The organism is Francisella persica ATCC VR-331 (genome assembly GCF_001653955.1).
GTDB lineage: Bacteria > Pseudomonadota > Gammaproteobacteria > Francisellales > Francisellaceae > Francisella > Francisella persica.
Genome location: NZ_CP013022.1, coordinates 1,467,135 through 1,482,141 on the forward strand (window position 1 = coordinate 1,467,135; position 15,007 = coordinate 1,482,141).

Sequence of the window (15,007 nt, forward strand, 5' to 3'; positions counted from 1 at the left end):
CCCTTTACATATTTTTTGATGTTACAAATCTAAATTATTTCTTTTGAAAACTCTATCAGCTCTATAACTTGATCTTACCATAGGTCCTGATGCTACTTCTAGGAAACCTTTTTCGAGACCTACTTTGCGGTACTCTTCGAATTGTTGTGGTGTCACAAATCTCTCAACACTTAAATGATGCTTTGTAGGCTGCATATATTGTCCTAGCGTGATTATATCAACTCCTACACTTCGCGCGTCATCCATAGTCTTGTATATTTCCTCATTAGCCTCTCCTAAACCTACCATAATACTAGTTTTGGTAAACACATTTGGCGATTTTTGTTTAACATATTTTAAGAAGTTTAATGTTTGCCAATACCCTGCACGTGGATCACGTACCGCATGAGTTAAACGCTCTACAGTTTCGATATTTTGTGCAATTACATCTACTTTTGTATTTATTATTTTATCAATATTTTCTTTAATACCAGCAAAATCTGGGGTCAATGCTTCTACTTTGATATTCTCATTAAGATTTTTAATAGCCGTAACAGTTGCTGCATAATGCTCAGCACCGCCATCCTCTACATCATCACGATCTACCGATGTTAGTACGACATATTCAAGCCCCATAAGCTTAACACTCACTGCAGCATTCATAGGCTCATCTTTATCTAACCAACCTTTTGGATTACCTGTATCTACAGAACAAAATTTACAAGCTCTAGTACATACACTTCCCATTAGCATAATTGTTACTGTACCATGTGACCAACATTCATTGATATTTGGGCATCTTGCCTCTTCACAAACTGTTGATAGTTTATGTTTTTTTGTTATAGACTTAACTTTTAGATATTCTTTAGAATCTTGTTTTTGCACCTTCAACCAATCTGGTTTACGCACATGTACAGCATTATCTTTCTTATTTATGATGCCATCTTTGACAGCATGGAAACCATGATCTGTAGTATATTTACTGCCACTTTCGACTTTTACTTTTATACTAGATATTCCTTTCATAATATTTTTAGCGTATTCACTTAAGCTATAATTTCCATACATTATAAATGATTAACGCCTATTTATAAATAATTAGTTAAAGATTATCTCTATTCCTAAGTTATCAGCTAGTTATTACGATTATAAAATAATTTTTAAATATTATAAATTTGCATATACTTTTAAAAACATTTAGATTTTTAATAAATAAATACATACATAAAAAAACAAGTAAGACATATTACATATCAAAAAGATTATTAGATGCTTTAAATTATCAGTACGAGTTAGAGTCAGAAAATACTTATTTAGCTATAGCTGGTTATACTACAGATCTTGGCCTTGGCAGCTTTACTAATTAATTTTATCGATGAACAAGTCGAAGAAGAAGTAACCGTTAGCGATATGATTATAAAATCAAAATTGTCAAAAACAATTGCTTATATCTACTAGATCAAGAAGCTGCTAAAAGAAACTTTAATGCACCTTCATTAAGCTAATTTCTAAACAAAAAATATATATTCCTAAATTATCATACATCTCATTTTAAAGTATGCCAATATCAGTACTAAAAATCCTATTAACATAAACTTACACTAGTATCAAAAAAATAACTCTGACACATACTAGCGCTTTCTAAAAGCCTCATTCCATCTTTTGGGAAAGCAACTACTTAGTTTAATAGTCCTGTGATAGAGTTAGTCATAGAGATAGATATATACCATGCTCCCATAGCAAAGCCTATATTCTTACTATCACAATATACACCAATTAACATTGCTCTTACAAACAACTCTGAAATAAATTAAAACTGAGAATGTGATATAAATTACTATTTACAGTACCATCATTATCTACTAAAGTATCCATAGTACATTATGAAACAAACCTGCAGCTGCTAATACATACTCCTACTGCAAATTGATATAGTATATCAAACCTTAGAAACATTGGATATATCCTATATTAAAAGCACACCACCAAGTATATATAATTGTATAATTCATGGCTTTATATATACCATGAAATAGATAGGCACAGTTCTCAGAGAAGCCAATACCATAAATATATAACAAACTTTGTTAGATGAAGAATTAAATAGTGTTGAAACTATAAGTTGCGAACTGCCTCAGAGTGTAATTGCTGCAATTGTAAAGCTTTGCTTTGTTTTTAGATCTTTAAACATAATATTTCCAAAAGATAATAAGTTTTATACTAATGTCTTTTCTGAAAAAAACAAAATTAGCAAATTTTGTATTTTTAAACGTAGTATCTGATTACCTCAAGTTTATCTAATCTCAATAAATGATATAATTAAGAAAAATATAAATGTAATAAATAAACAATTATGAAAATATATCTGTATCACCATTGCCCTTACTGTATAAAAGTAAGACTAGTTGCTGATTTAAGTAATTTAGACTATCAAATGATAACCTTAGCAAATGATAATGAAAAAGCTCATATCGATAGAATTGGCTCAAAACAAGTACCTTTTTTAGAAAAAAATGATGGCACTTTTATCAAAGAAAGTGATGAAATATGTAAGTTTATTGCCAAGACCCAAAATTTTGAGATTGCAGAATCAACTATTGATAGCTTTGTCAAAGATTGTATTGTTGAACTAGCACCACATTACCGCAGAATTGTATATCCACGAATTCCTCATCACCCACGTAATGAATGTGACTTCCCAACGCAAAGCGCTAAAGAATATTTTATAAGTAAAAAACAATATATTGGTGATTTTGATGCTTTACTTAAAAATCCTCCTTATGACTCGATCAGAGCAATAAACCAAATACTTGTAAAAATTGATCCTTTGATAAAAACCCCTTTTATAAATGGTGAGAAGTTTTCTTGGGATGATATAAATATTCTTCCAATATTTTTCATCCTAACAATGGCTAGAGATTTGCTTGAAATACCAACAAATATTACCAACTATATAAAAAATATTGAAAGTAAAACAAACATAGAATTATACTAAAATGGTTATATCTATAGAAGCAATTGATAAAGTATTACCACAAACACAATGCCAAAAATGTGCTTACCCTGACTGTTATAGTTATGCTAAAGCTATTATAAATGGCGAAAAGCATAATAAATGTATCACAGGTGGAGAGAAAATTTTAAAAGAGCTATCAAAACTTTTAAATAAACCTGAAATAGCTTTAGATAGTTCACTAGGACAAGAAAAACCACGAGCTATTGCAAAGATTAATGAATCAATGTGTATTGGTTGTGAGAAATGCTTACTTGCATGTCCTGTTGATGCTATAGTAGGCGCAAAAAAGTTCATGCACACTATAATTGAAGCAGAATGTACAGGCTGTGAGCTATGTGTAGAACCATGCCCAATGAACTGTATATCTTTAGTAGATTTAGCTGCTGATAAACAACCTAATAATCTAAGTGATAATGTCTATACAAATCAAAAAAATCACTATCGTGATAGATACGATTATCATAAGCAAAGAGTAAGTCAAACGAAGGCTAAACAAAGAGAAGTTTATAAAAATATCTCCTCTGCCGAAGAAATTGACAAAAAAGCCTATATAGCTGCTTCATTAGCTAAGTTTAGAAATAAAAAGAAATCTTTACCAACCAATGAATAAGCAAAAAAGAATCCAAATTTTTGAAACATGGAAAAAAAATGACCCAAAACCAACAACAGAGCTTGAATATACATCTAATTTTGAACTTCTAATCGCAGTAATTTTATCAGCTCAAGCAACTGATATAGGTGTCAATAAAGCTACCAAAATATTGTTCAAGGTTGCTAACACTCCGGAACAAATATACGCTTTAGGTGAGCAAAAATTAGCTGAGTATATAAAATCTATTGGACTTTACAAAACCAAAGCTAAAAATGTCATAGCAACATGTAAAGATTTGATTGAAAAGTTTGATAGTACAGTACCAAATAATTTTAATGATCTGATATCTTTAGCTGGTGTAGGCAGGAAAACTGCAAATGTAGTTCTTAATACAGCTTTTGGACAACCTACGATAGCGGTTGATACACATATTTTTAGGCTTGCAAATCGTATCCCATTAGCTAATGGTAAAAATATTAATGACGTTGAAAAAAAACTTCTGCGTGTCATTCCTAAAGAGTATCTACATGATGCTCACCATTGGATAATATTGCATGGTCGCTACATCTGTACAGCCCAGAGACCTAAATGTCGTAATTGTATAATTTATGACTATTGTGAATTTAAAGATAAGGAAAAATATCGATGATTCTCTCTAAAGATAGATACCAATTACGCAAGATTTTTATCGATAGCTGGGATAAGTTTATCAATAACAAGCCTTTGACTACTTTAGAAGAGCAAATAGCTAGGATCATAGAGTTACATCAAGAGTATCATAAACAGATTACTCTTGATAATATTGACAAAGACTACTCACCAGAAATTGGGCAAATAAATCCTTTCTTGCATATAAGTCTACATTTAGCAATTATTGAACAAGTCCAAACCAACAATCCACTTGGCATAACTAATGTTTATCGGCAACTTCTAAACAAATACGATAATGATGAACATAAAGTACATCATATTATGATAGACTATCTTGCAGAGAAGATGTGGAAATCACAAAAATATAACACTCTCCCAGATGAACAAAACTATTTAACCAAACTACAAGAGTTAGCACTTATATAATGAGAAATTCTACAAAGATCTCAAAAGTAAATATTAACTTTAAGCAACCTAAAGGTTTACATATCATAGCCTTTATAACTTTTTGCTTATGTTTATGTATCGCTCCTTTTATGACTATAAAAAATGACTATAGTAATATTAACTTCTTCTATAATCGTAATGACCATCTTTTTGTAATATTTTTTGCTGGGATTTTTGGATGTATTAGCAACTATATTTTTGGCTCAACTAAGTCAATTATTCACGGTCTACAGTTTATTATAGTAGCGATTATTCTATCTTTTATTCACAATATGGTTTTATTTAGTTATGCCGTATTATGGGTTGGCCTTGCAATAGTTATTGTTAATTTACTTTTTAACTTAAGTGCTTTTTACCTCAAGACAGATATTCGCAGAATATATGGCTTTATTGGTGTATATTCAAGTTCTTTACTTGGAATTGCTGCTGGAATTATTATTTACTTTTTACTTCTTAAAAGTATGTACCATTTTAAGATTCTCTACCTTTTTATAGTAATCTTTTTACTATTATTTTTCCTTAAGAATAGTTATAAGCTTAATACCTCATTAACAAGTCAAACAGAAAGAGTCAACTTAAGCTTTTATGGGGTACTTTTTATTTTCTTTATATTTGCTTTTATACTTTTTTATTTGCTTGTTAACCTAAATGTTTTTAACAGTTTAAACTTGGTTATTCTACCTATATCACTGATATACTTACATATTCTTACGGTTTCTAATAACAAAGAAAATGGTAAAAATCTCTTAAAATATATCTACTTCAGTCTAGCACTTATAGTTATAAATAAGGTCTTTTATCTTAGTTTTCTCAGATACGAACATATAGTAAATCCAAAATACCTAAATTCTGCGATTAGTACTTTTTTATTTTTATTAACTGGCTATTTATTATGCATAATAATGTATTTTGGTTGGAGGTTTAAATTTATAACTCTGCGTATTGAGTCAATCACAAACTCACATATCATCAAAACGATGCTGTATATCGAAGCTATCCGAGTGTTTATCTTAATGATAGCAATATTTACAAATAATATCCTAATCATCAATATAATCCTTATGATTGCTACAATTTTAGCTTTGGTTTTAAATATTTTGATTGTGCCAATATATTTCTCTCTTGGCAAAATACTTGCAGGTGGCAAAAATGAAATTATCACTACAACACTACTATATTTAATATTCTCATCGCTAGTATTTGTATATTTCTTGTATGATATTTCTATTAGTTTATTAATAATTTTCTTGTAAATTTATCTTTAGCCCCATATCTAACATTATACAATTATGTTATAATTTATTTGCTAGGGAACTTTTATTAACTATACAACAAATTTAAAGGAGAAAAAATGAATAACTTTGAAAATAACACTCGTGTAATAGACTCACTCTCTCAAGAGTCTATGCTAAGAGCAAACAAAGTTCTTAGAAACACATATTGGTTGCTATCTATGACACTATTATTTAGTGCTTTTACAGCATTTATAGCGATGAGTACAGGCACAACAATAATGAATCCATTACTAATGCTAGTAGTTTACATTGGTTTACTATTTAGTATTAATGCCACTAAAAATTCACCATGGGGCATAGTTTTAACTTTTGCTCTAACAGGTCTTTTAGGTTATTCATTAGGCCCTATACTAAATATGTATCTTACTATGTTTAAAAATGGTGCTGAACTAATCATGATGGCATTTGGAACTACAGGTCTTATCTTCCTTGGTTTATCTGTAGTTGCAATGAATACTGCGAGAAATTTTAACAGATTCGGTTCATTCTGTGCTATAGGTGCTATTGTAGCGTTAGTAGCTTTAATTATTAATATATTCCTACAACTTCCTGCTTTGGCTTTAATTATATCACTAGTATTTGCATTTATATCTGGTGGTTTTATCTTGTGGCAAACAAATGCTATTGTAAGAGGTGAGGAAACTAACTACATCTTAGCTACTGTAAATATTTATGTTTCTTTATTTAACATATTTGTAACTCTATTACAAATTTTTGGGGCTGTAGCTGGAGATAGAGAATAATTTATATTATTATTTCTCTTAAAATTCTAATGCTTAATAACCAAATATCTGTCAGTGATACAATTGTATCTAGTGTTTACAATCTGCTTTTAGTGTTTTATTTAATAAGTATCTCAAGCAGAATAATCAGTTTAATTTAATCTTCACTGAAGACTCACAACAAGTACATAAGATATACAAAGAATTAAAATATCTCAATAAATATAATCCAAAGATAGATATTCTATTTTTTAGAAATTCTTCCTTATGATATATTCTCAACTAATGTAAATATTATCTCTAGACGTCAAGAGATTCTACCAACCCCAAAATACTCTAATAATAACAAGTATTATCAAATACACTAAGAAAACTAGCACCAGTAAGTTTTATACAGGAGTATAGCTTTATACTCAATTTATACTCAAAACAAGTGATAACTTAATACAGCAAATATAAAATGCTCCTTACAGAAGTAAGTTATACTTTAGTAAACACAATTTTTTTAGAAAGGTGAATTTAGTATTCGTTGTAGCATTATCGATATTATATACCCTATCGGCTCAAAAATTGCTTTTAAGATAGATTTTTTTCATGATGAGGTTTGACTATAATATCAAAGAGCTTAATACTAAAACTCAGCGCTCTGGTAATCAAATACAATCAATCAACATTATGCCATATCATGAGCTAGTATATAACGATCAAAATACTGCTTTTCTTTGTATAAACTCAAAAGATTATGTTGTAAGAAAGCCCTTAATTTAACTATTGCGACATATATATAATAATAAATATTTCAGTGGCATTGAGTTTTATTTACCTTTATTTTATGACAATCTTACTAGTCTTTATGATTATCTACCACAATCAACAAATATTTACTTAGTTGATAATATTGTTAATTCAATCAAAGCTTTTTCTTAAAAGTAAAATTTAGATATAATGAGCTTAAGCATGATAGTGATAGACCAATTCTACCCTATAAAAAAATTTTTTACTCACAGCAAGAGATACAAAATATCTATCGACAATATAAAAATATTAAATGGCCAAAGTCAAAATCTAAACACTCAAAAGTAGACCATTTATAAAAATCTCAGTAAACTACAAGCTTGCAAATCTATTTAGAAATTTGCAACAGCTTGTTTATAAAACTAACTTTGATAAAGTTATTTTTTCAACTGATTCAAATGGGCGGGGCGTGCTGAAGTGCTTCTAGAGCACTTAAATAAGCTTAATCTAAATATACAAAACTGTAAAAGCTTTAATGAAGCTTTAAAAGTAGCTGCTAAGTTCTGCCTAATAATTTCACCTTTCCAAGAATGGGTATTATAGACAAAAAAATTGTTTTAATTACAGAAGCGGATTTATTTCCTGAACATAGTTATAACTCCACTAAAATTTCACAGCATGATCACTACTCTAGCGTTGACCTTAAAGATCTTACAGATTTAAAACTAGGAATGCATGTTGTCCATATTAACCATGGCATCGGAGGTATGAAGGCTTAGAAATTATTGAGCTAAATGGTAAAAAAGATGAGTTTATATTACTAAGATATGCAAATGATACCAAAATATATGTACCAATCACATCGTTAAATCTAATCTTATATTTACAAATCTTTACGTAAAAAATATAGTTCTAAATAAACTTGGTACAGATAAGTGGAAAAACAAAAAGAAAAAACTATCAAAAAATTATTGATGTAGCAGCAAATCTTATCTAAATTTATGCAAAAAGAGAAATGCGCCAAGGTTTTACAATAGCTTAGATGATGGAGAATATCTTAGATTTTGTGCAGATTTTCCTTATGACTAAACTCCTGTAGCTTTAAGCCATTAATAATATGTTTAAAGATATGATCTCAATCAAACTTATGTATAGACTAATCTGTGGTAATGTAGGTTTTGATAAGACAGAGATTGCAATGCGTATAGCTTTTCTAGCTAACAAAATCAAAAACAAATAGCAATCTTAGTTCAACAGTATTATAATAGATTTAAGGATAGATTCAATAATACTACTGTTAATATCGAAGTAATCACCAGTTCAAAACTCTAAAAGCTCAGCGGCAACTTTTTGAAAACCTCAAAAAATTAATATTAATATAATCATCGGCACTCATAAACTAATTTCATCACAAATTGACTTTAAAAGCTTAGGTTTACTAATTATTGATGAGGAACATAGTTTTAGTTACTCAAAAAGAAAAGTTAAAATCTATAAAAGCTGAGATAGATATTTTGACTATGCCTGAAAAACACCTATTCCGCGTAGTTTAATTATGGCATTCTCAGCACTAAGAGACCTATAAATTATCGCCTCACCGCCTGTAAAACGCTTATCAGTTAAAACTTTTGTCAAAGAATATGATAACAACAATATAATCCGTGAAGCTGTAAGTCGTGAGACTATTCGTGGCGGACAGATTTTTTTATCTTTATAATAAAGTTGAGACTATTCAAAAAAAAAAAAAGAAATTCTTCAAGAATTATTCCATACCTACGTATAGCAAAAAAGAAATCCAAAAAGTTATGTTTGATTTCAAACATAACAAATATCATATCTTACTTTGTACAACAATTATTGAGACTGGTATTGATATTCCCAATGCAAATACTCTAATTATCGAGCTAATAATCTTGGCTTAACTCAACTTCACCAACTAAGATGTAGAGTTGGTCATTCACGTTACCAAGCTTATGCATATATGCTAATACCAAATGAAGCAAGTAACTAAAGATGCGCTAAAAAGGCTTGAAGCCATCAATAACACTGAATCACTAGGTGGCGGTTTTACTTTAGATAATCATGATTTAGAAATTTGTGGTGCTGGTGAAATACTTGGGGAGGAACAAAGTGGTAATATCGATGGTATGGTCTAAATCTATATATTGATTTACTCGATAAAACTATTGCAAATATAAAAACTAGTTAAATATTCCAACACTAATTCCTGACTATTATATTAATGATGTCAATACTCGTTTGAACATCTATAAACGCATCTCTAAAGCTAATCACAAAGATCTAGTTAATATAAAGATTGAACTAATTAATCGCTTTGGTAAACTACCTTTAGAAATTCTTATCTACTAAAAATAGTACATATAAAAATAGATGCAATGGAACTAGGGATTGCTCAAATAAAAATATTTACTACAGCTGGTAATTAGTTTCTCAAATAATACAAAACTTGAACCACAAAAGCTAATAAAACTTATCTTAAGTAAATTGAATGCTTACCCAAGATTGTTAGATATTGGTCACGTACCAGCTATCAAGCTTTTTTTTAAACTTATCTAGACCCATCTTAGTTAGTGATGAAAATAATTGATATGATATTTTATCTGCAACGACAAAGGTTTTTAGAAAACTATCTATTATTCTATTAGCTTGAGCTCGTTCTTTATTATTTAACTTATCAGCCTTTGTTAGTAATATATGCAAATTTAAGTCAAAAGATATAGCCATCTCTATCATCAAAGAGTCAAACTCTTTTAACTCATGACGTGAGTCTACTAAAAGTACTATACCATTTAAGCATTTACGCGATGTCAAATAATTCTCCATCTCACTTTGCCATTGACGCTTAATAGTTTTTGAAACCTTAGCATAACCATAACCAGGTAAATCTACCAACCTATTATTATCACCTAAATCAAATAGGTTAATAAGCTGTGTTCTCCCTGGTGTTTTACTTACCCTAGCAAGACCTTTTTGATCTGTAAGAGTGTTTAATGCACTTGATTTACCAGCATTTGAACGCCCTGCAAAAGCGACCTCGACACCAATACCTTCTGGAAGTTGCGAAACTTTTGCCGCACCCATTATATATTTTGCTTTACCATAGTTCATAACTTATACTCTAACCTTATCTTTTCAAAAAGCCCTTGACATGCTGTATCTATCATCAAAAAAACTTTTTCAAAATTGTTTTCAAAATATGGATCTGGCACATCATTAAAAGCAATATTAGATGCATATTCTAACATCCTAGAGACTTTTGAAAAATCAGCATTTGGAAACATCTCTTTTATTGTATCAATATTTTCTTGATCCATCACAACGATATAGTCATATTCGACAAAAGCAGACTCCTCTAGCTGCCGAGACACTTGATCTGAAAGATCACAATCATATTTCTTAGCTATTTTTAATGTGCGAATATCAGCCCCATGTCCTTCATGTCCCCACATGCGTGAGCTTGTGCCACAAGACGCTACATCTATATACTTATCGAGATTATGCTTCTTAACGATATCACGAAAAATACCATGAGCAATAGGTGATCTACAAATATTACCTTTACATACAAAAAGTACTTTTACTTTACTCATTTATTTAACTTCTTTCATATCTTTGGCAAGCTTACTATTATGTTCTAATTTAAACCATTGGAAAAACTTGCTATCTGGTTTAAGCATAAATACAACTTCATGTTCACCATTGAAACTCTCTTTATAGGAGTTCATACTCTTTAGAAACTCATACAATGGTACTGACTTAGAATAAGCTTCTATGAAAATCTTAGCTGCTTTAGCATCTGCCTCTGCCATTATAGTTTTAGATTCTTTTTCTGCTTCTGCTAGTGTAACTGTTACTTTAGCATCTGCTGCAGCTTTTATTTTTTCAGCTAATTGCTTACCTTCTGCTCGAATTGAAGCAGCTACTTTTTGGCGCGAAGATCTCATTCTTTTATAGATAGAGTCTGTAACTGTATCTGGTAAATCTATCTGTTTAACTCTTACATCGATAACATCTACACCAATTTGCTTGGATTGCTGTTGGACACTCTTAGTTAAAGCAATCATTAGCTTATCACGATTGTCATTAATTAAGCTTTGAATATCATTATTACCGACCTCTACTCTTAAAGAAGATTCTAAGAATTGTTTTAATAATATCTCAGCTCGATCAACACCACCGCTAGTACTTGTGTAAAATGTAGAAATATTACTATTACTTATCTTCCAAACTACATAGGCATTAATCAAGACATCTTTTTGTTCTTTGGTAACTACACGAGCAGAATCAGCTTCTAAAACTCGATTACGCATGTCATAAATCTTGACAGTATCTATAAATGGAATCTTAACATGTAAACCTGACTCATACTCTATAGCTTTACCATCTTTATCCTTTACGAGTTCACCAAGTCGTAGAATAACTGCTTCTGAGCCTTGTTTGACAATAAATTTTGTACTTAACACAACTATAGCTACAAATACTACAAGCACTAAGAATATTTTTAGAAATTTACTCATCTTAATTTCCTCCTTGTGTATTTGATAATAGTGCTTGTTTTTGTGTATCATTTAGAACATAAAAAATATTCTTATCACCATCACCATCTATCAAAAATATCTTATTATGCTGTAGCACATTTGAGATAGTGTTAAAATACATTTGATTCATCATAATATCCTGAGACTGTTTATAAATAGGTAATAATTGTTCAAATTGAGCAACTTCACCTTGAGCTTCTAGAACAATCTTTTGCTTATATGCATTAGCTTGATCTAATATCCTTTGAGCCTTACCTTGTGCTACTGGCACTACTCTATTTGCGTATGCTTCAGCTTCGTTTTGTTCTCTCTCACGATCTTCACGCGCTTTAATTACATCATCAAATGCACCTTTAACCGCATCTGGTGCTTGAGCTGGCTGCATTATTACTTCACTTATATAAATACCTGAATTATAGTTTTTTAGTAATTCTTCCATTTCTTTTCTAACCTGTTGAGTGATTACAGCACGATTAGTAGTTAATATTTGCTCTAATTTATTCTCACCGACCACCTGTCTAACTGCACTTTCTAAAGCTTGTTGTAATAACTGGGTAGGATTTGTATTAGCAAATAAGTATTTTTCCAAATCAGCAATACGATATTGAACTGTAAAAGAAATATGTACAATATTCTCCTCAGATGTCAACATGTCACGCTTTATAGAAATAGTTTTCAACTCTTGAACATTTTCTTTATAAACATTATCAATACCCAAAGGATGCCAATGTAGACCAGGCTCTACTAATTTAGAAAACTTACCTAATCTAAGTACCACAGCTTGCTCAGCTGGCTGTATAACATAAAAACCGAAACCAACCCATGCAACTATAAGTAAAGCCAATATTATTGTAGCTATTTTAGCAACTGGTGGTTTGTTAAATGTTGTTTTGTTCTTATTAGCATTTTTTGAGTAAATACTCTCATTATCATCATTATTAATTTTGTTCTTCTTGCCAAAGAATCTTTTAATCATTTCTTCTAAATCTGGTGGTCCATGCTCAGAATTTTTATTCCAAAACCATTTTTGTTTTAGCTTTTTAATCATAAATTATCATTCCTATACACTTTATAAAGTATTTATATCTCACACATTAACTATTATATATAAAAATTTCTATATTTTTTGCACTATCAGCAAATAATTAACAAATGCTTAGCAAAGCTTGTATTGATAATACTAAATATAGTTCTAATTAGAGATATTTAATCTAAAAATAAAAAATGCAAATATAACTATAGAACTTACAAATTAAGAAAATATATTTTCAATCCAATATACGTTTGAAAAAGCTTATAAGTATGAGTCAGCTTATTTTTGAGTAAAAAACTCTGCTAAATTTAAATTAAGCTCTCTATTAAATCTTTCAAAATCATCTTCTGATATCTTTATTTGTAGTAGATAATTACCCTGCTCTGAAATCTCTTCTTCATCAACAACACCAAGCTCATACATCTTGGATCTAACTTTTGAATACTTAGGTGGTAACTCTATAGTTTGATTTATCCATGCTTTATTAAAAAATGTTGCTAATGCTTGATATAACTCTGCTAAACCATCACTATTTTGTGCAGATAAATACACTCTAGCGACGACACTACTATCAGAATCCTCAAGTGGAACAAAACTTGACTTGGTAGTTTCTAGCTTATCAATCTTGTTATATACACAAATCATCTTTTTGTCTACTATACCAATTTCACTAAGTACTTTTTCGACCTGCTCAATATAACTTTCATGATTTTCATCAGCGTAATCTATAACATGTACCAAAAGATCAGATTCTATAGCCTCTTCTAAAGTAGCATGAAAAGCCTTAACTAAATAATGTGGTAAATTCTTAATAAATCCTACAGTATCAGAAAATATAACTTCACCAAGCTTTGGTACAATCACTTTACGCAAAGTAGGATCTAAAGTCGCAAATAGCTGATCCTTAGCTAAAACATTGGTGTTTGTGATTCTATTAAATAAAGTTGATTTACCTGCGTTTGTGTAGCCAACAAATGAAACTGTTGGAATGTTATTTTTCTTACGTAAAGATCTACCTAAATTACGATGGTGTTTTACTTTCTCAAGTTTTTGCGTAATCTGCTTAATTCTTTGTCTAATTAGGCGTCTATCTATCTCAAGCTGTGTTTCACCAGGTCCACCACGTAAGCCAATACCACCTTTTTGTCGCTTGAGATGAGTCCATCCTTTGACTAAACGTGTTGATTGATAGTTAAGTTGCGCAAGTTCGACTTGAAGATTACCTTCATAAGTTTTTGCTCGAAGTGAGAATATTTCTAGAATTAACCTAGTTCTATCCATAATCTTACACTCAAGAAATTTCTCAATATTGCGCTCTTGCGAAGGAGTTAAAGGATGATTAAAAACAACTAAATCTGCTTCTAGTTCATCGCGTTTATTTTTTATCATCCAGATTTTACCCATACCACAAAAATATTTGATATCAGGTTCAGGATGATTAAAATCTAAACTTTGCAATACAACTTTTTCTGCTGCTGTAACCAAGCCTTCTAACTCAGTCAAATCAGCATTAAGATCACGATGGTACTTAAAATTTATATTTACAAGCAGGCACTTACTACCTGCTTGATAAGATTGGAAAAATTCCACCAACTAATATTGTACTCTCCACAATGGAATTATTAAAGAAAAAAGAAAAGATTATATTACTCGTGAGTATTGCCTTCACTCTCTTGAATTTTAAGATCATCAGAATGAATATCATCTACATTCTCATCTTGCTCATCATTAGAGTTTTGGTGATATGGATTAAAAGAGCTATAGACCATTCTTACACTTTTAGCTGGTACTATAGTAGATATGGCATGCTTATAAACCATTTGATTTACAGTGTTTCTAAGCACGATACAGAACTGGTCAAAAGCTTCTACTTGACCTTGTAATTTAATCCCGTTTACTAGATATACAGATACGCTAACTTTTTCTTTTCTTAAAGCATTTAAGAACGGGTCTTGTAAAGATGATATTCTCGACATTG

At 30.3% G+C, this 15,007-nt stretch carries 13 protein-coding genes and 3 pseudogenes; 8 read left to right on the forward strand and 8 right to left on the reverse strand.

Annotation, left to right across the window (positions count from 1 at the left end):
• Positions 1-21: 21 nt before the first annotated feature.
• Positions 22-1,005 (reverse strand): lipoyl synthase, encoded by a 984-nt coding sequence (gene lipA, locus FSC845_RS06450; protein WP_064461752.1) that lies wholly within the window; start codon positions 1,003-1,005, stop codon positions 22-24.
• 224 nt (positions 1,006-1,229) lie between these two features.
• Here lipA and FSC845_RS09175 point away from each other — a divergent pair.
• Positions 1,230-1,484: pseudogene (locus FSC845_RS09175) on the forward strand (hypothetical protein).
• On the opposite strand, the pseudogene FSC845_RS09810 reads toward FSC845_RS09175, so the two are convergent.
• Positions 1,481-1,978: pseudogene (locus FSC845_RS09810) on the reverse strand (peptide MFS transporter); the annotation flags it as partial. The pseudogenes FSC845_RS09175 and FSC845_RS09810 sit on opposite strands and share 4 nt — an antisense overlap.
• Positions 1,979-2,332: 354 nt before the next feature.
• Here FSC845_RS09810 and grxB point away from each other — a divergent pair.
• The 7 genes and pseudogenes from grxB to FSC845_RS06485 form a co-directional block, all read left to right on the forward strand.
• Entirely contained in the window at positions 2,333-2,974 is a 642-nt protein-coding gene (gene grxB / locus FSC845_RS06455) for a glutaredoxin 2 (protein WP_064461196.1), read from the forward strand.
• A gap of 1 nt (position 2,975) precedes the next feature.
• Positions 2,976-3,605 (forward strand): RnfABCDGE type electron transport complex subunit B, encoded by a 630-nt coding sequence (locus tag FSC845_RS06460; protein ID WP_064461197.1) that lies wholly within the window; start codon positions 2,976-2,978, stop codon positions 3,603-3,605.
• Positions 3,598-4,236, forward strand: a complete 639-nt coding sequence (gene nth / locus FSC845_RS06465; RefSeq protein ID WP_064461198.1) for an endonuclease III — start codon at positions 3,598-3,600, stop codon at positions 4,234-4,236. The genes FSC845_RS06460 and nth overlap by 8 nt, the downstream gene beginning before the upstream one ends.
• Positions 4,233-4,664 (forward strand): DUF1841 family protein, encoded by a 432-nt coding sequence (locus FSC845_RS06470; protein ID WP_064461199.1) that lies wholly within the window; start codon positions 4,233-4,235, stop codon positions 4,662-4,664. Before nth ends, FSC845_RS06470 begins: the two co-directional genes overlap by 4 nt.
• Positions 4,664-5,938 carry a hypothetical protein gene (locus tag FSC845_RS06475; RefSeq protein WP_064461200.1) on the forward strand — a complete coding sequence of 425 codons (1,275 nt, stop codon included), beginning with the start codon at positions 4,664-4,666 and terminating at the stop codon, positions 5,936-5,938. The genes FSC845_RS06470 and FSC845_RS06475 overlap by 1 nt, the downstream gene beginning before the upstream one ends.
• A gap of 98 nt (positions 5,939-6,036) precedes the next feature.
• Positions 6,037-6,723 carry a Bax inhibitor-1/YccA family protein gene (locus tag FSC845_RS06480; protein ID WP_064461201.1) on the forward strand — a complete coding sequence of 229 codons (687 nt, stop codon included), beginning with the start codon at positions 6,037-6,039 and terminating at the stop codon, positions 6,721-6,723.
• Between the two features lie 29 nt (positions 6,724-6,752).
• Positions 6,753-9,942: pseudogene (locus FSC845_RS06485) on the forward strand (TRCF domain-containing protein); the annotation flags it as partial.
• A gap of 21 nt (positions 9,943-9,963) precedes the next feature.
• On the opposite strand, the gene yihA reads toward FSC845_RS06485, so the two are convergent.
• The 6 genes from yihA to hfq all read right to left on the reverse strand — a co-directional run bounded on the left by yihA (position 9,964) and on the right by hfq (position 15,005).
• On the reverse strand, positions 9,964-10,566 hold the full coding sequence (yihA, locus tag FSC845_RS06490) for a ribosome biogenesis GTP-binding protein YihA/YsxC (protein ID WP_064461202.1): 603 nt from the start codon (positions 10,564-10,566) through the stop codon (positions 9,964-9,966).
• Positions 10,563-11,048, reverse strand: coding sequence for a low molecular weight protein-tyrosine-phosphatase (locus FSC845_RS06495; protein ID WP_064461203.1), 486 nt, complete (start codon positions 11,046-11,048; stop codon positions 10,563-10,565). Before FSC845_RS06495 ends, yihA begins: the two co-directional genes overlap by 4 nt.
• A complete protein-coding gene (hflC, locus tag FSC845_RS06500; RefSeq protein WP_064461204.1) occupies positions 11,049-11,975 on the reverse strand; it encodes a protease modulator HflC in 927 nt (308 codons plus the stop codon). It abuts the gene before it with no gap.
• 1 nt (position 11,976) lies between these two features.
• Entirely contained in the window at positions 11,977-13,044 is a 1,068-nt protein-coding gene (gene hflK, locus FSC845_RS06505; protein WP_064461205.1) for an FtsH protease activity modulator HflK, read from the reverse strand.
• A 264-nt stretch (positions 13,045-13,308) separates the two neighbouring features.
• Positions 13,309-14,619 (reverse strand): GTPase HflX, encoded by a 1,311-nt coding sequence (hflX, locus tag FSC845_RS06510; protein ID WP_064461206.1) that lies wholly within the window; start codon positions 14,617-14,619, stop codon positions 13,309-13,311.
• Positions 14,620-14,675: 56 nt separating this feature from the next.
• Entirely contained in the window at positions 14,676-15,005 is a 330-nt protein-coding gene (gene hfq, locus FSC845_RS06515; RefSeq protein WP_064461207.1) for an RNA chaperone Hfq, read from the reverse strand.
• Between the last annotated feature and the right edge of the window lie 2 nt (positions 15,006-15,007).

What these genes read in the sequence shown, in the direction of transcription:
- FSC845_RS06480 (WP_064461201.1), top strand. Translation starts at nt 6,037, where the DNA reads ATGAATAACTTTGAAAATAACACTCGTGTAATAGACTCACTCTCTCAA.
- FSC845_RS06470 (WP_064461199.1), top strand. Translation starts at nt 4,233, where the DNA reads ATGATTCTCTCTAAAGATAGATACCAATTACGCAAGATTTTTATCGAT.
- hfq (WP_064461207.1), bottom strand. Translation starts at nt 15,005, where the DNA reads ATGTCGAGAATATCATCTTTACAAGACCCGTTCTTAAATGCTTTAAGA.
- FSC845_RS06475 (WP_064461200.1), top strand. Translation starts at nt 4,664, where the DNA reads ATGAGAAATTCTACAAAGATCTCAAAAGTAAATATTAACTTTAAGCAA.
- hflC (WP_064461204.1), bottom strand. Translation starts at nt 11,975, where the DNA reads ATGAGTAAATTTCTAAAAATATTCTTAGTGCTTGTAGTATTTGTAGCT.
- nth (WP_064461198.1), top strand. Translation starts at nt 3,598, where the DNA reads ATGAATAAGCAAAAAAGAATCCAAATTTTTGAAACATGGAAAAAAAAT.
- FSC845_RS06495 (WP_064461203.1), bottom strand. Translation starts at nt 11,048, where the DNA reads ATGAGTAAAGTAAAAGTACTTTTTGTATGTAAAGGTAATATTTGTAGA.
- grxB (WP_064461196.1), top strand. Translation starts at nt 2,333, where the DNA reads ATGAAAATATATCTGTATCACCATTGCCCTTACTGTATAAAAGTAAGA.
- yihA (WP_064461202.1), bottom strand. Translation starts at nt 10,566, where the DNA reads ATGAACTATGGTAAAGCAAAATATATAATGGGTGCGGCAAAAGTTTCG.
- lipA (WP_064461752.1), bottom strand. Translation starts at nt 1,005, where the DNA reads ATGAAAGGAATATCTAGTATAAAAGTAAAAGTCGAAAGTGGCAGTAAA.
- hflK (WP_064461205.1), bottom strand. Translation starts at nt 13,044, where the DNA reads ATGATTAAAAAGCTAAAACAAAAATGGTTTTGGAATAAAAATTCTGAG.
- FSC845_RS06460 (WP_064461197.1), top strand. Translation starts at nt 2,976, where the DNA reads ATGGTTATATCTATAGAAGCAATTGATAAAGTATTACCACAAACACAA.